This window comes from Gordonia sp. J1A, from assembly GCF_055393515.1.
This window is the reverse complement of sequence record NZ_AP041607.1, coordinates 710,443-733,436: the sequence shown is the minus strand read 5'-3', so window position 1 is coordinate 733,436 and position 22,994 is coordinate 710,443. Positions and strand designations below refer to the sequence as shown.

Below are 22,994 nucleotides of genomic sequence, written 5' to 3'. Positions count from 1 at the left end.
CGGCAGTCGCTGAGATTCGACGCTCGCTCAGCTCCGCGCCGACTTCTTGCGGTAGTCGAACACCTCGTCGACGATTCCGTACTCCTTGGCCTGGTCGGCCGTGAGGATGTTGTCGCGGTCGGTGTCCTTGCGGATCTTCTCCGGGTCCTGGCCGGTATGCGAGGCGAGGATCTCGTCCAGCCGCCTGCGGATGCGCTCGATCTCCGCCGCCTGGATCTCCAGATCCGACACCTGGCCCTGGTAGGCACCGCCGGTGCGCGGCTGATGGATCAGCACCGTCGCGTTCGGCAGCGCCGCACGCTTGCCCGGCGTGCCGCCGGCCAGCAGGATCGCCGCGGCCGAGGCCGCCTCGCCGAGGCAGACGGTCATCACGTCGCAGTGCACGTACTGCATGGTGTCGTAGATGGCGAGCATGTCGGGCACGCTGCCGCCGGGCGAGTTGATGTACATGGTGATGTCGCGGTCGGGGTCCTGGCTCTCCAGGACCAGCAGCTGGGCCATCACGTCGTTGGCGACAGTCTGATCGATGGGCGTTCCCACGAAGACGATCCGCTCTTCGAACAGCTTGGCGTACGGGTCGTACTGGCGCTGGCCGTTGGGGGTGTTCTCGATGAACGACGGCAGGATGTACCGAGCCTCGATGCTCTTGAGCGCCAGGGCCGCATCCGGGATGCCCGCGCGGACGTCGGCGGGAAGCAGGTTAGTCATGTTCTCTCCGTAACCGGTGAAGTGAGGTGAACGTGGGTGGCGACGGGATCAGGCGACCGCGCCCGCGCTGGTCACGACGTGGTCGACGAAGCCGTAGGCCTTGGCCTCCTCGGCGGTGAACCAGTTGTCGCGGTCGGCGTCCGCCTCGATCTTCTCCAGCGGCTGGCCGGTGAACTCGGCGTTGAGCCGGTTCATCTCACGCTTGGTGGCGGCGAACTGCTCGGCCTGGATGGCGATGTCCGCGGCCGTGCCACCGATGCCCGCCGACGGCTGGTGCATCATGATCCGCGCGTGCGGCAGCGCGTGACGCTTGCCCTTGGCGCCGGCGGCCAGGAGGAACTGTCCCATCGAGGCGGCCATGCCCATCGCGTACGTGGCGACATCGCATGACGCGAGCTGCATCGTGTCGAAGATGGCCATCCCCGCGGTCACGCTGCCGCCCGGCGAGTTGATGTAGAGGTTGATGTCCTTGGTCGGGTCCTCGGCCGCGAGCAGCAGGATCTGCGCGCAGAGGCGGTTCGCGATGTCGTCGTCGACCTGGGTGCCCAGGAAGATGATGCGCTCGCGAAGCAGACGCTCGAAGACCGAGTCGGTCAGGTTCAGGCCGACTGCGCCCGAGCTCATCGAGGGCGTGTACAGATTGCTCACTGAGATGTCCCATCTGTCTAACGGTGCGGATCTCCCCGGAAGGTCTCGTCGACCGAGTCCATCGGACGCATCGCGCCCGTCCTTCGGAGAAGCTGTCACCGAGATTAATCAATTCCACCCCCGGGGTTGTTCCTCCGACACCCCTTATTCGCTTACAGCGGAACGGCTCGGCGGATGTTCGATCCGGTCGAAGGCCCTCTGACAGCGCGACAGCCGGGACGATCACTCGTCCCGGCTGTCGCGGTGGTGTCGGAGGCCGGCGGTCAGGCGTCCTCGGCCTCGTCGGTCTCGGCCTCATCGCTCTCGGTGTCGTCCGCCGATCCGAAGAAGGCCTTGGTGTCGATGGTCTCGCCGTTGGTGTCGGTGACCTTGACCTCGCCGATGACCTCGGCGAGCGCCTTGTTGCGGCGCACGTCGGCGTACAGCGCGCCGATCTGGTTGGCGTTCTGCAGCTGCTGGATGAACTCCTGCGGCGCGATGCCGTAGCGCTGCGACTGCATCAGGATCTGCTGGGTCAGCTCGTCCTGAGCGACCTCCACCTCCGTCGCGTCGGCGATGGCGTCGAGCAGCAGCTGAGTGCGCACCGACTTCTCCGCGTCGGCCTTGCTCTCGGCGTCCCACTCCTCGCGGGTCTTGCCCTGCGCTTCGAGGAAGCGGTCGACCTGTGCGTCGTCGTGTCCGAGGGCGTGGACCAGCTGGTGCTGAACGGCCTCGACCTCGTCGGCGACGACGGACTCGGGCAGCGGGAAGTCGACGGTGTCGAGCAGCTGCTCCAGGACGGCGTCACGGATGGCGCCCGCCTGCTCGTACTTCTTCGAGTCGGCGACCCGATCGCGAACGCTGTCGCGCAGTTCGTCGACGGTGTCGAACTCCGAGGCCATCTGAGCGAACTCATCGTCCAGCTCCGGCAGTTCACGGACCTTCACCGAGTTCACCTTGGCCGTGATCTCGGCGTCCTCGCCGGCATGGTCACCGGCGACCAGCTTGGAGGTGAAGGTGGCCGAGTCGCCGGCCTTGACGCCCTCGAGCGCCTCGTCCAGGCCCTCGATCAGGGTGTCGCTGCCGACCTCGTGCGAGAGCCCCTCGGTGGAGGCGTCTTCGACGGTCTCACCGCCGACGGTCGCCGACAGGTCCAGTGACACGAAGTCGCCGCCGGTGACGCCGCGGTCGACTCCGACGAGGGTGCCGAACCGGCCCCGCAGGTTGTCGAGCTCCTCTTCCACGTCGGCGTCGGCGATCTCGATCGGGTCGACCTCGACGGCGATGGACGAGAACTCCGGCAGTTCGATCTCCGGGCGGACGTCGACCTCGGCGGTGAACTTCACCGGCTCGCCGTAGACGAGCTCGGCCAGATCGATCTCGGGCTGACTGATGGCCTTGATCTCGGCCTCGGTGACGGCCTGCGAGTACTTCGCCGGAACGGCGTCGTTCACGACCTGCTCCAGGATCGCCTGCCGGCCGACACGCGCCTCGATCAGCTTGGCCGGAGCCTTGCCCGGGCGGAAGCCGGGGATGCGGATCTGCTGGGCGAGCGACTTGTACGCGCGGTCGAAGTCACCGGAGAGTTCCTCGAACGGAACCTCGACATTCAGCTTGACTCGGGTCGGGCTCAGCTGCTCGACGGTGCTCTTCACGGTGTTGGTACTCCTTGTCGGTTCGTGCTGGCAGTTCGTACTGTCGGACCGTTCTCCGGCGGTGCCGTCGGGCCTGCGACATCTTCGTCGGGATGACAGGATTTGAACCTGCGACCCTCCGCTCCCAAAGCGGATGCGCTACCAAGCTGCGCCACATCCCGTCGGGCCACGCCGAACACCGGCGGGACCAAAGGAACATAGTACGGGCCGAAGCGCCGCCACGACGAACCCGCCTCCCGTTTTGTGAATCGGCGCGAGGCTCGGTAGAGTTCTGCAAGCGCGCAGCGCGGCCGGGACTCCCGGCACGTCAGCCGCACGCGGGTGTAGCTCAATGGTAGAGCCCTAGTCTTCCAAACTAGCTACGCGGGTTCGATTCCCGTCACCCGCTCCAGACGACGCTTCAGGGCCGGTCTCCGACACAGGAGGCCGGCACTGAAGCGTCGTGAGCGTCTCGTCCCGTCCGAACGGTCAGAGCCCGCCGTCGCGGAGACGCCGGGAGTAGTCCTGAGCGCCGTGGCGCACCGCGGCGTGGACGGCCCGCGCGAGCGCCCCGCCCCAGTGCGACCGCGGCCCCGCGAAGGGCTCGGGTTCTCCGCCGTGATCGCAGACCACCACGACGGCGTCCGATGCGGTTCCGGTCGCCGGGTACCCGGCCTCGAGCAACGCCTGGGTCTTGGCTTCCGTCACGGTGATGACGGCGTTCACCAATGCCGCGTCGGTGAGGGCCACCGGAACGTCGACGGTGATGTTGACGGTCCCCGGCACAACGGTCCCGGGCACCGGCCGGTCGGACCGAAGCAACGGCGCCAGTTCCGGATCCGCGGCATCGACGGGCGCCGCCGCCCAGGTCGGCACCCTCAGCCCGACGGTCGCCGACGCGGTGACAGCGCCGTCGGCGCATGTCACGGTCCGATCCACCGCCGCCGCGGTCAGCATGCCCACTCCGCGTCCGCGCAGTCCGCTGCCCGCGGCGACCTCCCGGAGATGCGCCACCGGGTCCATCCGCCGATAGTCGCCGGGGACCTGCACGTTGAGCACCCACTCCACCGCTCCGATACCGCCGCCGAGCATGGCCGACGAGACACCGCGACGTCCCGGCCCGACGCGCCAGAGACTGGTGACGAGCGGAGCCTCGTCGCCGAACGCCCGAAGGAACTGCAGGTCGATGCTCATATCGCCGTTCACGCTAGCCGAGAACGACGGGCCGCTCACGGCCTGCCGACACCCAGCCCGCGGAGCACGATCCCGGCGAGCAACGCCCAGAAGGCCGAACCGACCCCGACCACCGCGATCCCCGATGCAGCGACCACGAACGTGACCGCGGCCGGCAGCCGATCGTCGACCTGCGACATCGCTGCCGCGCAGGCACTCGCGAAGGCTCCGAGGAGTGCGACGCCGGCGACCGCCTGAACGACCCCGTCGGGCGCCGCGAGCACCACCGCCACGAGCCCGGTCGACGTGAGTCCGAGGACGAGGTACGTGACGCCGGCGCTCAGTCCGGCGACCCACCGTCGTTCCCGATCGGGATCGGCGTCGGGCGCCGCGGCGAGGGCCGCGCTGATCGCGGCGAGGTTGATCGCGTGTCCACCGAACGGCGCGGCCAGCATCGATCCCACGCCGGTGACCGTCATCGCCGGACGCCAGGGCACGTCGTAGCCGAAGCCGGCCATCACCGCGACGCCCGGTATGTTCTGCGCGGCCATTGTCACCAGATACAGCGGCACCGCCGCCCCGATCGACGCGCCGACGGTCCACGACGGCGAGGTCACACTCAACTGCGGAACGAAGTCCGCCAGTCCCGGACCGCCGCCGTCACGCGCGAGTGCTATTCCGATCACCACGAGCGCGGCCCCGAACGCCCCGGGCACCGCCCACCGCGGTCGCACCTTCAGCAGCACCAGCCACACCGCCAGCACGGGTCCGACCGCCGCCGGGTTCGTCGCCAGCCCGCGGAGGGGTTCCACGCACAGCGGCAGCAGCACGCCCGCCAGCATCGCCTGCGCGATCGACACCGGAATCCGCCGCACCAGCTTCGCGAGTCCGGGCCACCAGCCGGTGACGACGAGAAGCACACCGCACGACAGAAATGCCCCGACGGCTGCCGACCACCCGCCGGCGACCGCCCCGGTGGTCGCCAGCAGCGCCGCCCCCGGCGTCGACCACGCCGAGGTGACCGGTATCCGGAACCGCCACGACAGCAGGACCGTCGCGGCACCCATCGCCACCGACACCGCGAACAGACCGGACGCGGCCTGCGCGGCATCGGCCCCGTCGGCCCGCAACCCGGCCAGGACCACCGCGAAAGACGAGGTAAAGCCGACGAGCGCGCAGACCACCCCTGCTCCGACGGGTACCGCGATCGATACCCGCTCGCGCCCGCGCACCTCGGCGTTCCGAGTGGTCTCAGTCATGGGACTACCGTTCCATAAACCGAACGTTCTGTAAACCGAACGGTCCTGAGGGTGTTCCCGCCGTACCATCGGCAGACGTGAACGACCTCGGAATCGCCGACCGGCTGCGCGAGCTTCGGCTCGCGCGCGGGTTCAGCCTGTCGGAGCTGGCGCGCCGTGCGGACATCGGCAAGGCCACGCTGTCGGAGATCGAGAGCGGCCGCCGCAATCCCAACATCGAAACCCTCTACGCCCTGTGCGAGCCGCTCGACGTCCCCCTCACCGGCATGCTGGGCGAGACTCCCGGCGCACACGGCACCGCGGCCGGCGGCATGGTGACGGTGCTGTTGTCGACGCGACATCTCGACGGCGCGACCATCGAGGTGTTCCGCCTCGAGTTCCCCGCAGGGGCGCGCCATGTGTCGCCGTCGCACGGCGAAGGGGTGCGCGAACAGCTGTCGGTGGTCTCGGGGACGCTGATCGTCGGCGTCGCCGACCGTCCCGCGACGGTGCACGCAGGAGAATGTCACGCGTGGACCAGCGACCGGGAACACGTATTCGCCGCGCCGGACGGTTCGGCCGAGGCGGTCGTCGTGATCACCACCCACTCCACCACCTGTGACCGATGACACCCCACTGAGCTGCCGATTCGCCCGATTCACAGGTGAAGTTCACCCGGAATGTGTTGGCGCGGGTACAACGGTTGTGTAACGATACTCTTCGAGCGCCCACGGGGGTGGCGCTAGTTCACGACCACGAAATGAAGGTAGAGACCACGTGTTTTCCACCAAGTCTTCGAGCCGCCGGGTGAGCCGGACCGCTCGAGTCGTTGCTGTGGCAGCCGGTGCGGCTGCGCTGGCGATGGGGGCGCCCGCAGTGGCCGAGGCAGCGCCGGTCACCGTCGTTCCCGGCCTTCCGCCGGTCCAGGTCCCCGATCTGCCGACCGTGCCCGGGCTGCCGCAGGCGCCCGCGCCGAAGCCGAAGCCCAAGCCTCAGCCGCAGACCACGACGCCGGAGAAGCCGGCCGTGCCTGCCGAGCCGAACGTCAAGAGCCCGACCGGCTGGGTCGCGCTCGCAGTCGACGGCGACCACCAGATCTACTGGTGGAAGAACCACGAGTTCGTCAAGCAGATGCCGATCTCGATGGGCACCGACAAGCACCCGACTCCCAATGGCGTGTACCACACCAAGGAGAAGTACCGGGACATGTACATGGACAGCTCCACGTATGGCGTGCCGGTCGACTCGCCCGAGGGCTACCGCACCTACGTCGAATACGCCACGCGCATGTCGTGGGACGGTATCTTCATCCACGCCGCTCCCTGGTCGGTCGCTCAGCAGGGCGTCTCGAACGCCAGCCACGGCTGCATCAACGTGAGCACCGAGAACGGCAAGTGGGTGTACGACAACATCGGTCAGGGCACCCCGATCGTCGTCCGCGGCACCGTCGGCGGTCAGTACACCGGCGACTAGTCGGCGTGCACTGACGAATACTGTCAGAGACACATCAGAAGCCGGGCCTCCCCGATCAGATCGGGGAGGCCCGGCTTCGTGTGCGCGTCACCCGGCGCGGCTCAGCTCTCCCATGGTCGCCTGCAACTGCAGCCAGTGGGCCAGCGTCTCGCATCCGGTGGTGTCGGGCGCCGTCATCGGGGCGCGACGGTACGGTTCGCTCGCGTACGAGACGTGACGTCCCCCCAGCGGATTGCGCACCCGCCAGCGGCCGAGTTCGACGGTCGGCGGCAGGTATCCACGGATCTCGCGGGCCGCGGTGCGCAGCCGCACCACATCCCGGCGCCACTGAGCCGGCGAGAAGCGGGTGGCATCCGCGTTCTGCATGCGCCGGCTCATCACCCGAGCCGTCGCGTCGACCACCCACTGTCGCAGCGCGGTCAGCGACAACGAGTCGGTGAGGTCGGCGATGTCCCGGATCAACGAATCGTCACTGGCATTGCAGATCATGTCCGACGGCGCTCCCACCCAGTACGCGGGGAGATCGTCGGGCAGATCCGCGCCGGGGCCGGCGACACCCCAGCCGTTGCAGCCGTCGATCACGCCGGGCGGCTGATTCGGATCCGCGACGAAACCGACCGCCGCGATCGCGCCCGCGAAGCGCAGACTCGCCGGGTGGGCGAGCAACGTCCTGATCACCGCGGCTCCCTGCGAGTAGCCGATCAGCATCACGGGCCGCTCCGCCGCGGCGATGGCCCGCGCCAGGTTGGTCACGCCGGCCGACACGCTCTCGACGTAGCTGACGCCGTCGTGCGCGGGTGCCGGACCATAGCTGGCCGGGTAGCCCACCCAGCGGGATTCGAAGCGGGCGTCGAGGCGGTCGGTGACCGCCCGCAGGAGTCCGGTGACCTCGGTCCGCGTGTCGCCGTCGAACGACTCCCCCGTGCCACCCACGACCAGAACCGTGAATTTCAGTGTCGCACCCATGTCTTCGAGCATGCGCCATGAGTCTTTGAGTCGCATCCGGTGGAGGATGAGGAAACGCTGAGGACTTCGACCGGCTCACCCGAGGTGGGTACTCACCGCTGACAGTTCGGGCACCAGAAGAGGTTCCGGCCCTCCATCTGCTCGGATGCGACGGTGGTACCGCACAACCGGCACGGCTCCCCCGCCCTGCGGTACACGTAGGTCCGCGGGCGGTCGGGCGCATACGCGGGGGCGCCGTGATCGTCGGACGGCCGTACCACGTGGATGTGGCCGCGCCGCACCCCGATCGGCATCAGATGGAGGAGATCGGCCCACATCTCGTCGAACTCGTCGCGGCTCACCGCGACACCTGGGCGATGCGGGTCGACACCGGCGCGGAACAGGACCTCGGCGCGGTAGATGTTGCCGATGCCCGCGACCACCCGTTGGTCCATGAGCAGCGAACCGATGGCCCGGCGCGACCGGGATACGGCGCGCCACGCGATCTCCGGATCGGCGTCCGGGCGCAGCGGGTCCGGTCCCAGCCGGGCGACGAGAGCGTCGAGATCGTCAGGCATGTACAGCTCACACGCATTGGGCCCGCGCAAGTCGATTCCGAGGACGTCGCCGATCAGCCGCATCCGGACCTGTCCCGTCGGCTCCGGCATCGGCAGCGCTTCTTCGCGGAAGGTGCCGTAGATGCCGAGGTGGATATGGACGATCCGCCGGGTGGCTGCGGTGCCGCGGCGACCGTCGTCGTAGCGGTGGATCAGATGTTTGCCCCACGCCTCGGCGCGGCGGAAGACCATGCCGTCCAGAAGGGCCGCTTCGTGAGCGAAGCGGCCCTGGGGACTGGAGACGGATAGTCGCTGCCCGCCGAGGAGACGTTGCTGCCGCCGGGCCAGCCGGTGCAGCGCATGCCCTTCGGGCACCGCCTGCTACTCGCCGGGAAGCGCGGGTGCCTCGCCGGTGCGCTCGTACTCGGCGAGGATGTCGATACGACGCTGGTGACGCGGTTCCTCCGACCACGCGGTGGAGATGAACGCATCGACGATCGCCAGCGCCTCCTCCTTGGAGTGCATGCGTCCGCCGATGCCGATGAGCTGCGCGTTGTTGTGCTGGCGCGCCAACTGCGCGGTCTCGACGCTCCACGCGAGCGCACAGCGCGCGCCGGGAACCTTGTTCGCGGCGATCTGCTCACCGTTCCCGCTGCCGCCCAAGACGATTCCGAGGCTGCCGGGATCGGCGACCGTGCGCTGCGCGGCCGCGATGCAGAACGCCGGGTAGTCGTCGAGGGCGTCGTACTCGTGCGCACCGCAGTCGACGACATCGTGGCCGCCCGCGGTGAGATGTTCGGAGATCTGGTTCTTGAGTTCGAAGCCCGCGTGGTCGGCACCGAGATAAATCCGCATGGCGTCAGTCTAGGGCCTGCGCGACGGCGGACCGGCACGGGGAGGCCAGTAGATTGGTGGTCGTGGATACCCACGGGCCCATTCCCTCAGTCCCCGGCGTCGACGATCCGCTGATCGTCGAACCGCCCGTCGATCTGCCCGGCCCCGGTGCCGTGTGGCGACCGCCCGCCGCCTACGCGGGCGCGCCGCGGCGTCACCCGTGGGAGATCCCGGTGCTGGTGGTGGGCGTGCTCATGGCGGTAGCGGCGTACGCGGTGGTTGTCGTGCTGGTCGCCGTGGGTGCGGTCTCCGAATGGCTGCTGCTCGCGCTCGCGCTTCCGCTGCTCGTGTTCCTCGGACGCGGTCTGAATTACGCGAACGTGCGGGTCAACGCGGTGCAGCTGAGCCCGACGCAGTTCCCCGACGGCTATCGCATGCTGGTGGAGGCAGCCGCCCGCTACGGAATGGAGTACGTGCCCGACGGATACGTCGTCAACGGCAACGGCGCCATCAACGCCTTCGCCTCGGGGCACGGGTTCCGCCGCTACGTGGTGGTGTACTCGGACCTGTTCGAAGTCGGCGGCCGGGCACGCAGTCCCGAGGCCCTCGAGTTCGTGATCGGCCACGAAGTGGGACACATCGCCGCCGGTCACGTCTCCTACTGGCGACAGCTCTTCAGCAGTCTCATCATGGGGCTCCCCCTACTGGGATCGCTTCTCTCACGTTCGCAGGAGTACACGGCGGACAACTACGGCTACTACACCCGGCCCGACGGCGCGCACGCGGCGATCGGCCTCCTGGCGGGCGGCAAGTACCTGCTCAGTGCCGTCGACTTCGATCAGTTCGCCGACCGCGCGGTCCACGAGAAGGGCTTCTTCGTCACGCTCGCGAACGCGGTGGCGTCGCATCCGGTCCTCACCTGGCGTGCGGCGGCACTGCGCGACCGGACACGCGCCGGTGCGATTCTGCTGCGGCCCAGGCAGTTCGTGCGCGGTTCGGGCAGCGGCAACGTGGTGCCCGTGCCGCCGCCGGCGCCACCGGCCTCGACCGCTCCCGGCAGCCTGCCCAACCAGCTCGAACAGACCCGCACCTACTGAGGCGCGCGAACCGATCAGCCGAACTCGGGATCCTCGGTGCGGGTGCGCTTGAGCTCGAAGAAGTGCGGGTACGAGGCCAACGCCACCGTGCCGTCCCAGACGCGGCCGGCGTCCTCGCCGCGCGGAATCCGCGACAGCACCGGGCCGAAGAAGGCGACGCCGTTGACATGAATGGTGGGAGTCCCGACGTCGTCGCCGACCTTGTCCATGCCCGCGTGGTGACTGACCCGGATCGCGCCGTCGAACTCGGTGGAATCGGCGGCACCGGCGAGGTCGGCCTCCAGACCCGCGGCCTGCAGCGCAGCCGGGATCACGATGTCGTAATCCTTGACGCCCTCATTGTGGAACCGGGTGCCCATCTCGGTGTACAGGCGCGGCAGCACCTGCTCCCCGTGGCGCGCGGCGGCCGCGGCGAGCACTCGAACCGGCGTCCACGCCGTATCGAGCATTGCGCGGTAGCTCTCGGGCACGTCCCGGTTCTCGTTGAGAACCGCCAGGCTCATGATGTGGAAGTTCACGTCGATCGGGCGGACCTTCTCGGCTTCGAGGATCCAGCGGGAGGTGATCCAGCACCACGGGCAGAGCGGATCGAACCAGAAATCGACGCGGTCGGTGGAGGAAGCGTTCTCAGCCATGCACCCATTCAACCACCGCCGAGGCGGCGGCCGGCGGCGTCGGAGGCCACCCGCCACTACTGTTGACACCGTGAGCGCACCAAATCTGACACGTGACCAGGCGCGGCAGCGCGCCGCCATCCTCTCGGTCCAGAACTACCGGATCGAACTCGACCTCACCGACGGCGCCGGCGCCCCCGGCACCGAGCGATTCGGCTCCACCACGACCGTGACCTTCAGCGCGACTGCAGGCGCCACCACCTTCATCGACCTCGTGGCGCCCAAGCTGGTGTCTGCGACGCTCAACGGCGAAGAACTGGACGTGAGTGCCTTCGACGAGTCCACCGGCCTCGAGCTCCCCGGGCTGGCCGCGGAGAACACTCTCGAGGTGGTCGCCGAATGCGCGTACTCGAACACCGGCGAGGGGCTGCACCGTTTCGTCGACCCGGCCGACGGCAACGTCTACCTCTACTCGCAGTTCGAGACCGCCGACGCCAAGCGGATGTTCGCATGCTTCGACCAGCCCGACCTCAAGGCCTCCTACTCGGTGACGGTCACCGCACCGGGGAACTGGCAGGTGATCTCCAACGGCGCCCCCACCGGTGAGCCCGGCACCGCGGCCGACGGCGCGCTGGTGCACCGGTTCGCGACCACGGAACGGTTCAGCACCTACCTCGTCGCCCTCATCGCCGGACCGTACGCGGTCTGGAACGACGAGTACTCCGACGAGCACGGGACGATCCCCCTGGGCCTCTACTGCCGAGCATCACTCGCCGAGCACATGGACGCCGAGCGCCTCTTCGCCGAGACCAAGCAGGGATTCGGCTTCTACCACCGGGTCTTCGGGGTTCCGTACGCCTTCGGCAAGTACGACCAACTGTTCGTCCCCGAGTTCAACGCCGGCGCCATGGAGAACGCCGGCGCCGTCACCTTCCTCGAGGACTACGTGTTCCGGTCGCGGGTGACCCGTTACCTGTACGAGCGGCGCGCCGAGACGGTGCTCCACGAGATGGCCCACATGTGGTTCGGCGACCTGGTCACGATGCAGTGGTGGGACGACCTCTGGCTCAACGAGTCGTTCGCGACCTTCGCCTCGGTCCTCTCCCAGGTCGAGGCCACCGAGTACACCAACGCGTGGACCACCTTCGCCAACGTCGAGAAATCGTGGGCATACCGGCAGGACCAACTGCCGTCCACCCATCCGATCGCCGCCGACATCCCCGACATCGCCGCGGTGGAGGTCAACTTCGACGGCATCACCTACGCCAAGGGCGCGTCGGTGCTCAAGCAGCTCGTCGCCTACGTGGGGCTGGAACCCTTCCTCACCGGCCTGCGGGAGTACTTCGCCGAGCACCGCTTCGCGAACGCCACTTTCGCCGACCTGCTCGGCTCGCTCGAACGGGCGTCGGGCCGTGACCTGTCGGGCTGGGGTGCGCAGTGGCTCAAGACCACGGGCATCAACGTCATGCGCCCCGAATTCGAGACCGACGCGAACGGTCGCTTCACCTCCTTCGCGGTGCTGCAGGAGGGCGCGGCGCCGGGTGCCGGAGAGACGCGCGTGCACCGCATGCGGATCGGCGTGTACGCCGACGAGGGAGGCAAGCTCGTCCGCAGCCACGTCGTCGAGCTCGACGTGGAGGGTCCGCGCACCGACGTTCCCGACCTGATCGGCGTCGAGCGGGGCCGACTGGTACTGCTCAACGACGACGACCTCACCTATGCGTCGGTACGGCTCGACGCCGACTCGCTGGCCACCGCGACGGCTCGGATCGCCGACATCGCCGACCCGATGCCCCGGACGCTCATCTGGTCGGCCGCGTGGGAGATGACCAGGCAGGCCGAGATGAGCGCACGCGACTTCCTGACGCTCGTCGGCGAAGGCATCGGAGCCGAATCCGAAGTCGGCGTGGTCCAGCGGGTCCTACTGCAGGCGGTCACCGCACTGGAGTCGTACGCCGACCCCGCCTGGGCCGCGCAGACCGGATGGCCCACGTTCGCCGGGCGCCTGCTGACTCTGGCACAGAACGCCGAGAGCGGCTCCGACCATCAGCTCGCCTTCGTCAACGCGCTGCTGGGCGGCGTCACCCGCGACGACCAGCAGCCGCTGCTGCGCGCGCTCCTCGACGGCGACGAGCCGGCCGATCACGGACTGCCGGGCCTCGTCGTCGACGACGAACTCCGCTGGAAGCTGGTGAAAGCCCTCGCGACCCACGGCATCGTGGGCGACGACGTGATCGACGCGGAGGCCCGCAGGGACAACACCGCGGCCGGTGCACGGCACGCCGAGGCGGCGCGCGCGGCGCGACCCGACGCCGAGGCCAAGGCGACCGCGTGGACGCGTGCCTTCGACGACGACGGCATCGCCAACGTCACCGTGCGGTCGATCGTCGAGGGTCTGGTGCGTCCCGGCCAGTCGGCATTGCTGTCCGACTACACGCAGCGCTACTTCGACGATGTCGCGGCGCTGTGGGACCGGCGCACGAGCGAGGTGGCGCAGACGGTCGTGATCGGTCTCTACCCGTCCTGGGACATCACCGACGCGGCGCTGCAGAAGGCCGACGCCTTCCTGGCCGGTGACCATCCGCCCGCCCTGGCGCGTCTGATCGCCGAAGGCCGGGACTCCACCGCCCGCGCACTGCGCGCCCGGGACCGCGACCGCCGCTCGTCCGAGTAGCGCGCCCGCGGGCATCAGCCCAGCGAAACGAGACAGGCCCCGCCGTTCGGCGGGGCCTGTGTCGGTGAGTCGGATTCAGGGACGGTCGACAGCCGTGGCCATCACGCGCAGCGCGGAGACCAGTCCGTCGATCAGGTCGCCCCGCTTGAACGACGACAGCGCGGCCGAGACGCCGAGCTCCGCGACGCGGTCGTTGACCCGGCCCGCGACCAGCGCACCGGACACGACGGCGACGTCCTTCGAGTTCGGCGACACCGCAATGAGCGCGCCGTGGGCGGGCTCGGGCGCCTGAGCGAGGATCTCGCGGGCGCCGGCGACCGGGTCGGATCCCAACTCGCCGATGTAGACCGAGAAGCGCACGAGGGCGACCTCGCTGGCCTGGCTGAGAGCGTCGTCGAGCATGATCAACTCGTCGCGGGTGAAGGGCGGGGTGCCGAAGCCGTCGCCCGGGAACAGCGCGGCCGAGATGCGGCCGCTGCTGGTGACGACGGTGCCGAGCGGAAGACCGTTCGACGGCGCGACCGCCGTGCTCTGCTGAGTCACATCACCACTTGCCACTTGCCGAACCTCCCTCGACATCACCCGGCTCGAAGTGCCGGCTCAGGGCCATCGGCTCGATGTCGGTCGCGCTGAACAGAGTGGGACCGTTCTCCCACGGCTGATCGAGCGTGTACTCGGTGACCTTCGGCCGCTTCATTCCAAAAGAGAACACCATCGAGACCACACACAGCGCCACTGCGATCACACACAGCACCACGACGGTCATTCCGACGGGGACAAGAAGTTGATCCACACCCCACCCTTTCGACTAGCGCTCGGAGCTAAGCGCGGAGACCTGCCGTGTGCAGATCGTCTGGTTCAATTTATCGCACCGCGTGCGGCGCTGTCGCCGGAGGGCCTACACAGTGTCGTAGATGCCACGGGGGCGATAGTGGACAATGGTGAGCGTGAGCACGTTCTACGAGGAAGCCGGCGGTCACGAGACGTTCCGCCGGATCACCGCACGCTTCTATGAGGAGGTCGCGGCCGATGAGATCCTCCGGCCGATGTACCCGGAGGAGGACCTCGGCCCGGCCGAGCGACGTCTGCGAATGTTCTTGGAGCAGTACTGGGGCGGGCCGCACACCTACAGCGAGGAGCGCGGCCACCCGCGATTGCGAATGCGTCACGTCCCCTACAAGATCGGCCCCATCGAACGGGACGCGTGGTTACGGTGCATGAACATCGCCATCGAGTCGATCGAATCGGACGTTCTGGACGATGAGCATCGCCGGGCTCTGACCGACTACGTCACCATGGCGGCCGACACGCTCGTCAACAGCCCGTTCTGACCCACCGCGCGGGTATGAACGATTCAGTGAAGGCAGGAGAGGGAACAGAAGACGGTGAGTGAGCAGAGCATGGCGAACGTCCCCGCGACCGACGACGCCCAGTGGTGGCGGTCGGCCGTCGTCTACCAGGTGTATCCCCGATCGTTCTCGGATCTCAGCGGCGACGGCGTCGGCGACCTCGCCGGGCTGATCGACAAGCTGGGATATCTCGAACTGCTCGGCGTGGACGCGATCTGGCTCTCGCCGATCATGCGCTCACCGATGGCCGACCACGGATACGACGTCTCCGACCCCCGCGCGATCGATCCCCTCTTCGGCGACCTGGACACCTTCGACGAGCTCATTCGCCAGGCCCACGACCGCGACATCCGGGTGACGATGGATCTCGTCCCCAACCACACCAGCGACCAGCATCCGTGGTTCTCCGGCGCGCTGGGAGCGGCCCCGGGCAGCCCCGAGCGCGAGCGCTACATCTTCGCCGACGGACGCGGCGATGACGGCGAGCTGCCGCCGAACAACTGGACCAGCGTCTTCGGAGGTCCGGCGTGGACGCGGATCGTGGAGCCCGACGGCCGCCCCGGCCAGTGGTATCTGCACCTGTTCGCTCCCGAGCAGCCCGATCTGAACTGGAACAACCCGGAGGTCCTCGCCGACCTGCAGACGACCATGCGCTTCTGGCTCGACCGCGGCATCGACGGCTTCCGCATCGACGTCGCGCACGGCATGGCCAAGCCCGACGGCCTGCCCGACCTGGAGCACCCGGCCGAGGTGCTGCTGCACTCCGACGACGATCCGCGGTTCAACAACGAGGCCGTCCACGACATCCACCGCGCGATCCGGTCGGTGATGGACGAATACCCCGGAACCTTCAACGTCGGCGAGGTGTGGGTCCGCTCCAACGAAGCCTTCTCACGGTACGTCCGGCCGGACGAACTGCATCTGGGCTTCAACTTCCGGCTGGCCACCGCCGGATTCGACGCCGATGAGATCAAGGAGGCGATCACCGAGTCGCTGGCCGCCACCGCCTCGGTCGGCGCGGTGCCGACGTGGACCCTCTCGAACCACGATGTGCCGCGCGAGGTGACGCGCTACCAGCCCACCGGTGAGGCGGCCGACGGGCGCACGCCCGACGACCTCCTCGCCATCGGCACCATCCGAGCGCGGGCGATGATCATGGTGGAGCTGGCGCTGCCGGGCACCGTCTTCATCTACAACGGTGCCGAACTCGGTCTGCCCAACGTCGATCTGCCCGACGACGCACTCGTCGACCCGGTCTGGGAGAACTCCGGTCACACCGACCGCGGTCGCGACGGCTGTCGGGTTCCGCTGCCGTGGGAGGGCACCGAGCCGCCCTTCGGATTCAGCAGCCGGTCGGACACCTGGCTGCCGATCCCCGCCGACTGGGCGGCACTGACCGTGGAGTCTCAGCTCGAGGACATCTACTCGATGCTGTCTCTGTACCGGCAGGCGATCGAACTGCGCTACGCACGTCCGGAGTTCTCCGGTGACACCGTGCAGTGGTACGGCGCCCCCGAGGGCTGCCTTGCCTTCCGCCGGCCCGGCGGCCTCATCTGTGCGCTCAACGCCTCCGATCGCCCGGTACCGCTTCCGCCCGGACAGATCCTCCTGGTCAGTACCCCGCTGGAGGGCGGTCTGCTGCTCCCCGGCGCCGCCGCCTGGCTGGTGTAAGGTCCGGGCCGGGGATCACGGTCAGCCGTTCGCTCCGGTTCGGAGGTTCCGCAGGGCCCGTTTGACGACCTTTCCGTTGGCATTCTTGGGAAGCTCGTCGAGAAATGTGACGGACTTGGGCTTCTTGAAGGACGCCAAGTGCGCACGGGTGTGAGCGATGAGCTGCGGTTCGGTGACGTCGGCGCCCGGGCCGGTCACGACGAACGCGCATACGTTCTCGCCCCATTCGGGGTCGGGGACGCCGACCACTGCGGCCTCGTAGACAGCCGGATGAGCGAGCAGGACCTCTTCCACTTCGCGGGGATAGATGTTGGAGCCACCGCTGATGATGACGTCTTTGGACCGGTCGGTGAGGTAGAGGAACCCGTTCTCATCGAAGTGCCCGACATCTCCGGTGCGCAGCCACCCGTCGCTGATGGCGGCCGCGGTCGCGTTCGGATCTGACCAGTACCCCGCCATGACGACATCGCCGCGGACTTGGATCTCTCCGGTTGTACCTGCAGGCGAGTCGGCACCGTCGTCGTTCACCACCCGCACCTCGACGCCGGTGAACGGCTGGCCGCAGGATCTGCGCCGAGGATCGGCGCTGTCGTGGGGAACCTCGTCCGGTTTCATCACGGCTATCGTCATGGGGCACTCGCCCTGTCCGTACATCTGGGTGATGATGGGACCGAACGTATCGAGCGCGTCCTGCAGATCTTCTTGATACAGCGCGGCTCCGCCGATGACCAGGCTGCGCAGGTGCGGAACCGCCGGTGCCGAACCCCCTCGGACCTCGTCGGTGAGACGACGCAGCATGGTGGGCGCGAGGAACGCTCCGTGGGTGACCCGGTCGGACTGGGCGAGGGCGAGATAGTCGGCTGGATCGAAGCTGCCGGCCGACGAGTACTCCACCGACGACCCCGGCGGGACGGCGTCGTTGACCAGCGGATCGGCGGCGTCACGCCACATCTCGTATGCGATCTCCTTGGTGATCTCACCGTCTCGGAGTTCGAAACAGTGCACCAGCCGCAGGCTGATCCGAGTGCCGATGGGGAACGGCAGGTTGGGCATCTCGTCACCGATCACGGTCACGTCGGCAACCGCGTCATCGAACACGAACTGCTCCGTGCCGAAGCGTCGCAACGTGGTGAGCGAATGGAATTGCAGCGTGCGAAAGATCTTCATGTAGGCGCTGCGCACCTCGGCGGCATCGGTGTAAACGAGGCCGCGGTTCGGGGCTTCCCAGGAGATATCGGACGCGTAGAGGGCGATCGCCTTGTCGACGTCGTCGGGGTTCTCATTGTGGAAGTGCTCTTGGACCACCGCGAGGTTACGGGCGATGATCTCGTCGCGGGACAGTTCTGCGTCCGGGCGCATGGTCGTCATGAGTGAGGGTCCTTACAGTAGATCGGGAGCGGTTATCTGGTGAGCCACGGGTAGCGGGCGGAGTCGGCGTCGGCGTGGCTGGTGCCTTCGACGACGACCCTGTCGCCGTCGACGATGTAGTTGAAGTAGGCGGAGTGGTGTTCGATCGACGAGATGATTCCGCCGAGTTCGCCGAGGAACTCCTCGATCTTCTCGACGCCTCGAACCATGCCGTACTTGGGGAAGCAGAACAGAGCGTCGTCGGCGAAGAGTTCGATGACGCCGCCACCGGTATCGACGCGTTTGAGGAACTCCAGAGCGACTGACTTACGCTGTTCGTCGGTCATGGTGCCGGTCGTGATGGTCATTGGAAGCCTCCTTCATCAGATGGAGCGGAGTCAGACTCGGGACAGGACGGCGTCGATCGCTTCACGCAGCGCGCTGAGCGGGTCGTCTGCCATGCCGTGGCTCCGCCAGGCGATGTGACGGTCGGGCCGGACCAGCAGGCAGCCGCCGTCGGAGATCTCGCGGGCTCGCGCCCAGTCGCCGTATACGTCGTCGAAGGCGAGACGGTAACCGATGGGGGCACTCGCGATCTCGACGCCCACCTCCGCACCGATCTTCTCGGCAGCCGCGACCCACGCCTCGCCGCCGATTCCGGTGATCACTGTGAATCTGCCGTGACCGACGGCATCGAGTGTCGAGATCTGTTCGCCATTCCGCTCGATCCAGACATGCGGCATATATGCGCCTGGATGAGTGGTCGGTTGATAGTAGAGCTCGGGATCGCGAGTGTGAGCCGGGAACGGGGTCCCGTCGCCGACCACCGCCGTCGAGGTGTACCGATGGCCGAGTTCGACACCGTGCGCGTGGAAATGGTAGGCGTTTTCGTCGATGCAGTCTTCAAGCGCCTTGCGCCGCTTGCGTCCGTCATCGGTGTCGGCGAAGAATTCGTCGATCGCCGCCCACCCTTCCTCGTCGGTCTGGCCCGGCCGGATGCCGAGGATCGACGGGACCCGCCCGACGATGTCTGCACTCTTCAAGGCGCGGTCCACCACCTGCCTGCCTACCGGATGACGCTCCTGGTGGTAGCTCTCGAGCAGAGATGGTCCGGCCTGCCCCTTGACGACCGCGGCGAGCTTCCAAGCGAGGTTGTACGCGTCTTGGATGGAGGTGTTGGACCCCAACCCGTTCGCCGGTGGGTGGCGGTGTGCGGCGTCGCCGGCCAGAAACACCCGCCCCCGCTGGTACTCGGAGGCGAGTACGTGATTGACCTGCCAGGTCGAGACGTTCTTGATCGTGACCGGAATGCTGTCGTCACCGATGGCCTTGTAGATGCGAGGCAGCATGGCTTCCTCGCTGGTGTCGATCTCTTCGGTGTCCGGGTCGTACATGAACACCAGCACCCACTCGTTCCACGGCCGCACGGTGATGAAGACTCCGGAGCCGAGCCAGAAGTCCTTGCCGGGCTGTGCGGTCCAGAACAGCACGCCCGGCCGGTGAGCGCGGTACTTGGACAGATCGGCTTCGAGCCAGATGTTGACCGCGTAGCCGAGCCCTGTTTCTCCCTCGAGTGAGAATCCCAACTGCTCGGCGACCGTCGAGCGACCGCCGTCGGCGCCGATCGCGTACTTCGCCCGCACCTGATAGGTCTCACCGGTGTGGCTGTATCGAACGGTCGCGGTGACCCCGTCGGCGTCCTGCGAGATCTCGGTCAGTTCCGTGGAGAACCGGATGTCGGCCCCGCGGTCGAGCGCACCCTGCAAGATCAAGGGCTCGAACAGGTGCTGGGGCATGTTGCATATGGCCGACGGGCTTCCCGCCTCGTAATCCGCTTTACGGTCGACCTTCGTCCCCCAGGTCTTCACCCGGGCGATCTCCTTGCCCGCCATGCTGGTGGCCCACACGTTGTCGGCCATCAACTCGTTGGGGACGGAGACGCTGCGCACCTGATCCTCGATCCCGAGGTCGCGCATGACCTCCATGGTGCGCTGGTTCGTGATGTGTGCCCTCGGCGTGTTGGCGGTACGCGGGTACTTGGTGACCGTGACGGCATCGACGCCGTGCATCGCCAGGAACGCCGCAGCTGTCAGTCCGGAGGGCCCGGCACCCACGACGAGCACATCGGTCTCGACGACTCTCATGGCTTATCTCCTTCTCGTCAGTCGCGGGGTGCGACGAGGCGATGGCTCATCTGACCCAGCCCCTCGATGCTGGTAGTCAGCACCTCGCCGGCGGCGAGGTAGCGTTGCGGATCCGCGGCGAGGCCGACTCCGGCCGGGGTCCCGGTGAAGATCAGGTCGCCCGGGTAGAGCGTGACGACCTCGGAGAGCTGTGCGATCAGTTCGGGTACGGAGAAGATCAGGTCGGAGGTCGAGCTCTTCTGGACCTCTTCTCCGTCGATCGCGCAAGCGATCTCCAGATCGTCCGGATTCTCCAGTTCGTCCGGAGTGACCACCCAGGGCCCGATCGGGCCGAAGCCGGGATGCGATTTGGCGAGACTGAACTGCGGTGCGGGTCCGGCGAGCTGACGGGATCGCTCCGAGATGTCCTGGCCGTTGGTCAGTCCCGCGACGTGGTCCCACGCGTTCTCCACATGCACTCCGCGTGCTTCCCGACCGATCACCACCACCAACTCCGCTTCCCAGTCGACGTTCCCGTCGACGAGGGCGATGTCCCCGAAGGGTCCGGTCAGGGATGAGGCGAATTTGGTGAACACCGACGCCCTGGCCGGGATTTCGAATCCTGACTCGGCGGCGTGTTCCCGATAGTTGAGCGCAATGGCGAAGATCTGCCGCGGCCTCGACACCGGCGGTCCGAGCAACGTCTCGTCGAAACTCTGCGGCGTCAATGCAGCTGCCCGCGCCCACTCGCGGAACTCATCCCAGCGTGCGAGCACAGACTCCGGATCCGGCCCGAAACGCCCTTCGCTGTCGCGGGCGATGTCGGCCGCCCCGTCTTCGGTCACCAGTACCGCTCGTCCTGCAAGATTCGCCAGCTTCATCGTCATCCTCCTCTTCCAGAGTGACGGGCGCCACTCTGCGGTGTGCGTTTCAGCATGCGCCGCAACTTTCCATCCGTTAAGAGAAAGTAGAAAGTTATACAGAAGTTCCTTTCCTGCTAGGGTCGAAGCATGGCGCGATCCACGTATGGGACCCGCGCGGACGACACGTTCGCGACGATGAGAGCCGACATTCTGGCCGGCAGGTTGACACCCGGCGAGAAGCTGAAGTTCCCGGAACTGAGCACCAGATACGGCGTCGGCGTAGGGGTGCTTCGCGAAGCTCTGACCCGCTTGGTCGAACAGGACCTCGTCCGGTCTCAACCGCACCAGGGGTTTCAGGTGACCCCGCTGTCCGCAGAGGACCTGATCGAACTCACAACGGCGCGCGTGGCGATCGAGTGCCTGGTGTTCCGCATGTCACTGGCTGAAGGCGACACTCCGTGGGAGTCGGATCTGGTCGCGAAGCACCACACACTCGAGAGGACTCCGCAGTACGACCGGGACGATCCAGAACGCGTGGGCGACGCGTGGTCGCGGGCGCATGCCGATTTCCATCATGCGCTGTTGGCCGGCTGCCGAAACTCCAGACTGCTGGGGATCGCGACATCGTTGCGTGATTCCGCAGAGCTCTACCGATCGTGGTCCCAGCAGCACTTCAGGCACCCGGACCGTGACGTGATCGCAGAACACCGCGAACTCATGGAACTCGCACTCGCGCGAGATGCCGATGCCGCGGTCGAGGCGTTGGCGCGGCATATCAGCCACACCACCGACATTCTTCTCGGCACCGACCACCGGCAGGAATCGATGTCGGCCGGAAACGTGGGCAGCGGCGTGTCCGCCTAGCTGCGCACGGCCAGATTCAGCACCGAGCGCCGTTGGTAGACCGAGCCGAAGCGCGCGTCCACCCGCACCCAGCTGGACGAGAGACGGACCCGCACCGGCTCGTCCGGCGCGATCGCGTCGATCGGTGAGTCGGCAGTGATCTCGCGGCCGGCGGCGTCGCGGACGAAGCCCATCGCGGTGAGGGCGAAGACCGCACGCATCGACACCTTCGCCCGAGCGCCCGATCCGTTCGGCCCGCTCACCTCGATCACCGTCTGATCCAGCAACGACGACGCCGGGCCGAGCGCGCCGGATTCCGTGCGGGCCACGTCGGCGCCCCTGCGGGCGAGTGACACCAGCTCGCGCGCCGGGACGTCGTCGAGGTGGTCGAAGCCGTCCGACGGGGGCAGCGCGCCCTGCCAGGCTCCGGGCAGTGCGAAGCCGAGCGGGAGCGGACCGTCGCCGCCCACCGCCGCCGACATCGCGCCGACGTCGGCGACCACGTCGGCCGGAGTCACCGAACCGAACACCGAGCGGGTCGCGAGGATGTCGAAGCCGGTGCGCACCCACAACCCGACGCGCCCGTCCGGCCGCTGCTGAACCCGCAGCACGCCGGAGTCGTCCACCCGGCGAGCCCGTTCCAGGAATGCCGCCAGATCGGTTCGGTCGGCCGGCCCGTGCGGGACCAGCACCCGCTCCCCCGCCGCCGCGTCGGTCACCTGTTCACCGGCTCGCGGAGGAAGCTCTGCAGATACGCCTTCTCGTCGGCGGTCATGCGCCGGGGCCGCTGCGTGTCGATGTCGAAGGAGACCAGCTGAGTGGTGGCGACCACCGACGGACGGGACTCGGGATCGGCTCCGTACGGCCGGACCTCGTAGCCCACCGTGAAGTCGACCGCACGCAGTCGCTCCACGAACATGGTGACGCGGATCGGCGACTCGTCGTGGCGGATCTGTCCCTGGTACTTGACGTGCAGGTCGGCGACGAGACAGCCCTTGCGCATCAGCGCGGTGGGCTTGTCATCGTAGAAGAGCCAGGGGATCCGCGCCTCCTCGAGCAGGGTCACCATGCGCGCGTGGTTGATGTGCGCGAATACGTCCATATCCGACCACCGCACCGGGACCGACACCTCGTACCCCCGGTCGGTCCGACAACCGTTATCCGCGAAAAGCCTTCGCTTGTCGACGTTCTCGTCTACGGCGAGGGATTCTTGATCTGCCATGC

Annotated in this window: 24 protein-coding genes and 2 tRNA genes; 8 read left to right on the top strand and 18 right to left on the bottom strand. The window is 67.7% G+C overall.

Annotation, left to right across the window (positions count from 1 at the left end):
• Positions 1-27: 27 nt before the first annotated feature.
• From ACZ5QD_RS03380 to ACZ5QD_RS03365, 4 genes are all read right to left on the bottom strand, one after another.
• Positions 28-708, bottom strand: coding sequence for an ATP-dependent Clp protease proteolytic subunit (locus ACZ5QD_RS03380; protein WP_006896637.1), 681 nt, complete (start codon positions 706-708; stop codon positions 28-30).
• A gap of 48 nt (positions 709-756) precedes the next feature.
• Positions 757-1,332, bottom strand: a complete 576-nt coding sequence (locus ACZ5QD_RS03375) for an ATP-dependent Clp protease proteolytic subunit (RefSeq protein ID WP_039867541.1) — start codon at positions 1,330-1,332, stop codon at positions 757-759.
• Between the two features lie 287 nt (positions 1,333-1,619).
• Positions 1,620-2,990 carry a trigger factor gene (tig, locus tag ACZ5QD_RS03370; protein WP_006896635.1) on the bottom strand — a complete coding sequence of 457 codons (1,371 nt, stop codon included), beginning with the start codon at positions 2,988-2,990 and terminating at the stop codon, positions 1,620-1,622.
• 87 nt (positions 2,991-3,077) lie between these two features.
• Positions 3,078-3,151 (bottom strand) — tRNA-Pro (locus ACZ5QD_RS03365).
• Between the two features lie 156 nt (positions 3,152-3,307).
• On the opposite strand from ACZ5QD_RS03365, the gene ACZ5QD_RS03360 reads away from it, so the two are divergent.
• Positions 3,308-3,381 (top strand) — tRNA-Gly (locus tag ACZ5QD_RS03360).
• A gap of 77 nt (positions 3,382-3,458) precedes the next feature.
• Here ACZ5QD_RS03360 and ACZ5QD_RS03355 read toward each other — a convergent pair.
• Entirely contained in the window at positions 3,459-4,163 is a 705-nt protein-coding gene (locus ACZ5QD_RS03355; protein ID WP_045537002.1) for an adenosylcobinamide amidohydrolase, read from the bottom strand.
• A 35-nt stretch (positions 4,164-4,198) separates the two neighbouring features.
• Entirely contained in the window at positions 4,199-5,401 is a 1,203-nt protein-coding gene (locus ACZ5QD_RS03350; RefSeq protein WP_045537000.1) for a benzoate/H(+) symporter BenE family transporter, read from the bottom strand.
• 77 nt (positions 5,402-5,478) lie between these two features.
• Between ACZ5QD_RS03350 and ACZ5QD_RS03345 the strand changes: the two genes are divergently transcribed.
• Both ACZ5QD_RS03345 and ACZ5QD_RS03340 read left to right on the top strand, forming a co-directional pair.
• Positions 5,479-6,009: a helix-turn-helix domain-containing protein gene (locus tag ACZ5QD_RS03345; RefSeq protein WP_045536998.1), complete on the top strand. Its 531-nt coding sequence runs from the start codon at positions 5,479-5,481 to the stop codon at positions 6,007-6,009.
• A gap of 148 nt (positions 6,010-6,157) precedes the next feature.
• A complete protein-coding gene (locus ACZ5QD_RS03340) occupies positions 6,158-6,853 on the top strand; it encodes a L,D-transpeptidase (RefSeq protein WP_006896631.1) in 696 nt (231 codons plus the stop codon).
• Between the two features lie 87 nt (positions 6,854-6,940).
• On the opposite strand, the gene ACZ5QD_RS03335 is transcribed toward ACZ5QD_RS03340, so the two are convergent.
• The 3 genes from ACZ5QD_RS03335 to ACZ5QD_RS03325 form a co-directional block, all read right to left on the bottom strand.
• A complete protein-coding gene (locus tag ACZ5QD_RS03335) occupies positions 6,941-7,831 on the bottom strand; it encodes a PE-PPE domain-containing protein (RefSeq protein WP_006896630.1) in 891 nt (296 codons plus the stop codon).
• Positions 7,832-7,911: 80 nt separating this feature from the next.
• Positions 7,912-8,730: an Fpg/Nei family DNA glycosylase gene (locus tag ACZ5QD_RS03330; protein ID WP_045536996.1), complete on the bottom strand. Its 819-nt coding sequence runs from the start codon at positions 8,728-8,730 to the stop codon at positions 7,912-7,914.
• 6 nt (positions 8,731-8,736) lie between these two features.
• Positions 8,737-9,210 carry a ribose-5-phosphate isomerase gene (locus ACZ5QD_RS03325; RefSeq protein WP_006896628.1) on the bottom strand — a complete coding sequence of 158 codons (474 nt, stop codon included), beginning with the start codon at positions 9,208-9,210 and terminating at the stop codon, positions 8,737-8,739.
• Positions 9,211-9,263: 53 nt separating this feature from the next.
• Between ACZ5QD_RS03325 and ACZ5QD_RS03320 the strand changes: the two genes are divergently transcribed.
• Positions 9,264-10,286, top strand: a complete 1,023-nt coding sequence (locus ACZ5QD_RS03320; protein WP_062367608.1) for a M48 family metallopeptidase — start codon at positions 9,264-9,266, stop codon at positions 10,284-10,286.
• A 14-nt stretch (positions 10,287-10,300) separates the two neighbouring features.
• Here the strand turns inward: ACZ5QD_RS03320 and ACZ5QD_RS03315 are convergent, their stop codons facing one another.
• On the bottom strand, positions 10,301-10,921 hold the full coding sequence (locus ACZ5QD_RS03315) for a mycothiol-dependent nitroreductase Rv2466c family protein (RefSeq protein WP_006896626.1): 621 nt from the start codon (positions 10,919-10,921) through the stop codon (positions 10,301-10,303).
• Between the two features lie 70 nt (positions 10,922-10,991).
• Here ACZ5QD_RS03315 and pepN point away from each other — a divergent pair, with 70 nt between their 5' ends.
• Positions 10,992-13,574: an aminopeptidase N gene (pepN, locus tag ACZ5QD_RS03310; RefSeq protein ID WP_062367607.1), complete on the top strand. Its 2,583-nt coding sequence runs from the start codon at positions 10,992-10,994 to the stop codon at positions 13,572-13,574.
• A 75-nt stretch (positions 13,575-13,649) separates the two neighbouring features.
• Here the strand turns inward: pepN and ACZ5QD_RS03305 are convergent, their stop codons facing one another.
• Positions 13,650-14,132, bottom strand: a complete 483-nt coding sequence (locus ACZ5QD_RS03305; RefSeq protein WP_372452526.1) for a DUF5130 domain-containing protein — start codon at positions 14,130-14,132, stop codon at positions 13,650-13,652.
• Complete coding sequence (ctaJ, locus tag ACZ5QD_RS03300) at positions 14,119-14,367, bottom strand: aa3-type cytochrome oxidase subunit CtaJ (RefSeq protein ID WP_006896623.1); 249 nt, start codon at positions 14,365-14,367, stop codon at positions 14,119-14,121. The genes ACZ5QD_RS03305 and ctaJ overlap by 14 nt, the downstream gene beginning before the upstream one ends.
• Before the next feature lie 145 nt (positions 14,368-14,512).
• Between ctaJ and ACZ5QD_RS03295 the strand changes: the two genes are divergently transcribed.
• Together ACZ5QD_RS03295 and ACZ5QD_RS03290 are read left to right on the top strand one after the other, a co-directional pair.
• Positions 14,513-14,905 carry a globin gene (locus tag ACZ5QD_RS03295; RefSeq protein ID WP_006896622.1) on the top strand — a complete coding sequence of 131 codons (393 nt, stop codon included), beginning with the start codon at positions 14,513-14,515 and terminating at the stop codon, positions 14,903-14,905.
• Between the two features lie 69 nt (positions 14,906-14,974).
• Entirely contained in the window at positions 14,975-16,594 is a 1,620-nt protein-coding gene (locus tag ACZ5QD_RS03290; RefSeq protein WP_039867539.1) for a glycoside hydrolase family 13 protein, read from the top strand.
• A gap of 21 nt (positions 16,595-16,615) precedes the next feature.
• Here the strand turns inward: ACZ5QD_RS03290 and ACZ5QD_RS03285 are convergent, their stop codons facing one another.
• From ACZ5QD_RS03285 to ACZ5QD_RS03270, 4 genes are read right to left on the bottom strand one after another with little or no spacing between them, the layout of a single operon-like run.
• Entirely contained in the window at positions 16,616-17,962 is a 1,347-nt protein-coding gene (locus ACZ5QD_RS03285; protein ID WP_433821618.1) for an AMP-binding enzyme, read from the bottom strand.
• 32 nt (positions 17,963-17,994) lie between these two features.
• Positions 17,995-18,309, bottom strand: coding sequence for a nuclear transport factor 2 family protein (locus ACZ5QD_RS03280; RefSeq protein ID WP_222111807.1), 315 nt, complete (start codon positions 18,307-18,309; stop codon positions 17,995-17,997).
• Positions 18,310-18,339: 30 nt separating this feature from the next.
• A complete protein-coding gene (locus tag ACZ5QD_RS03275; RefSeq protein ID WP_464367113.1) occupies positions 18,340-20,085 on the bottom strand; it encodes an FAD-dependent monooxygenase in 1,746 nt (581 codons plus the stop codon).
• A gap of 17 nt (positions 20,086-20,102) precedes the next feature.
• The gene (locus tag ACZ5QD_RS03270; RefSeq protein ID WP_006896616.1) at positions 20,103-20,945 is read right to left on the bottom strand and encodes a fumarylacetoacetate hydrolase family protein; all 843 of its coding nucleotides are present in this window, start codon (positions 20,943-20,945) and stop codon (positions 20,103-20,105) included.
• 129 nt (positions 20,946-21,074) lie between these two features.
• Between ACZ5QD_RS03270 and ACZ5QD_RS03265 the strand changes: the two genes are divergently transcribed.
• Complete coding sequence (locus ACZ5QD_RS03265; protein WP_062367605.1) at positions 21,075-21,791, top strand: GntR family transcriptional regulator; 717 nt, start codon at positions 21,075-21,077, stop codon at positions 21,789-21,791.
• Here the strand turns inward: ACZ5QD_RS03265 and ACZ5QD_RS03260 are convergent.
• On the bottom strand, positions 21,788-22,489 hold the full coding sequence (locus ACZ5QD_RS03260) for a hypothetical protein (RefSeq protein ID WP_006896614.1): 702 nt from the start codon (positions 22,487-22,489) through the stop codon (positions 21,788-21,790). The two genes, ACZ5QD_RS03265 and ACZ5QD_RS03260, sit on opposite strands and share 4 nt — an antisense overlap.
• Positions 22,486-22,992 carry an acyl-CoA thioesterase gene (locus ACZ5QD_RS03255; protein ID WP_006896613.1) on the bottom strand — a complete coding sequence of 169 codons (507 nt, stop codon included), beginning with the start codon at positions 22,990-22,992 and terminating at the stop codon, positions 22,486-22,488. The genes ACZ5QD_RS03260 and ACZ5QD_RS03255 overlap by 4 nt, the downstream gene beginning before the upstream one ends.
• Between the last annotated feature and the right edge of the window lie 2 nt (positions 22,993-22,994).

Excerpts from the sequence above, each read along its gene's own strand:
- ACZ5QD_RS03290 (WP_039867539.1), top strand. The coding sequence starts at position 14,975 with ATGGCGAACGTCCCCGCGACCGACGACGCCCAGTGGTGGCGGTCGGCC.
- ACZ5QD_RS03380 (WP_006896637.1), bottom strand. The coding sequence starts at position 708 with ATGACTAACCTGCTTCCCGCCGACGTCCGCGCGGGCATCCCGGATGCG.
- ACZ5QD_RS03315 (WP_006896626.1), bottom strand. The coding sequence starts at position 10,921 with ATGGCTGAGAACGCTTCCTCCACCGACCGCGTCGATTTCTGGTTCGAT.
- ACZ5QD_RS03295 (WP_006896622.1), top strand. The coding sequence starts at position 14,513 with ATGGTGAGCGTGAGCACGTTCTACGAGGAAGCCGGCGGTCACGAGACG.
- ACZ5QD_RS03325 (WP_006896628.1), bottom strand. The coding sequence starts at position 9,210 with ATGCGGATTTATCTCGGTGCCGACCACGCGGGCTTCGAACTCAAGAAC.
- ACZ5QD_RS03285 (WP_433821618.1), bottom strand. The coding sequence starts at position 17,962 with ATGACGACCATGCGCCCGGACGCAGAACTGTCCCGCGACGAGATCATC.
- ACZ5QD_RS03270 (WP_006896616.1), bottom strand. The coding sequence starts at position 20,945 with ATGAAGCTGGCGAATCTTGCAGGACGAGCGGTACTGGTGACCGAAGAC.
- ACZ5QD_RS03275 (WP_464367113.1), bottom strand. The coding sequence starts at position 20,085 with ATGAGAGTCGTCGAGACCGATGTGCTCGTCGTGGGTGCCGGGCCCTCC.
- ACZ5QD_RS03355 (WP_045537002.1), bottom strand. The coding sequence starts at position 4,163 with ATGAGCATCGACCTGCAGTTCCTTCGGGCGTTCGGCGACGAGGCTCCG.
- ACZ5QD_RS03335 (WP_006896630.1), bottom strand. The coding sequence starts at position 7,831 with ATGCTCGAAGACATGGGTGCGACACTGAAATTCACGGTTCTGGTCGTG.
- ACZ5QD_RS03350 (WP_045537000.1), bottom strand. The coding sequence starts at position 5,401 with ATGACTGAGACCACTCGGAACGCCGAGGTGCGCGGGCGCGAGCGGGTA.
- ACZ5QD_RS03255 (WP_006896613.1), bottom strand. The coding sequence starts at position 22,992 with ATGGCAGATCAAGAATCCCTCGCCGTAGACGAGAACGTCGACAAGCGA.
- ACZ5QD_RS03375 (WP_039867541.1), bottom strand. The coding sequence starts at position 1,332 with ATGAGCTCGGGCGCAGTCGGCCTGAACCTGACCGACTCGGTCTTCGAG.
- ACZ5QD_RS03265 (WP_062367605.1), top strand. The coding sequence starts at position 21,075 with ATGGCGCGATCCACGTATGGGACCCGCGCGGACGACACGTTCGCGACG.
- ACZ5QD_RS03280 (WP_222111807.1), bottom strand. The coding sequence starts at position 18,309 with ATGACCATCACGACCGGCACCATGACCGACGAACAGCGTAAGTCAGTC.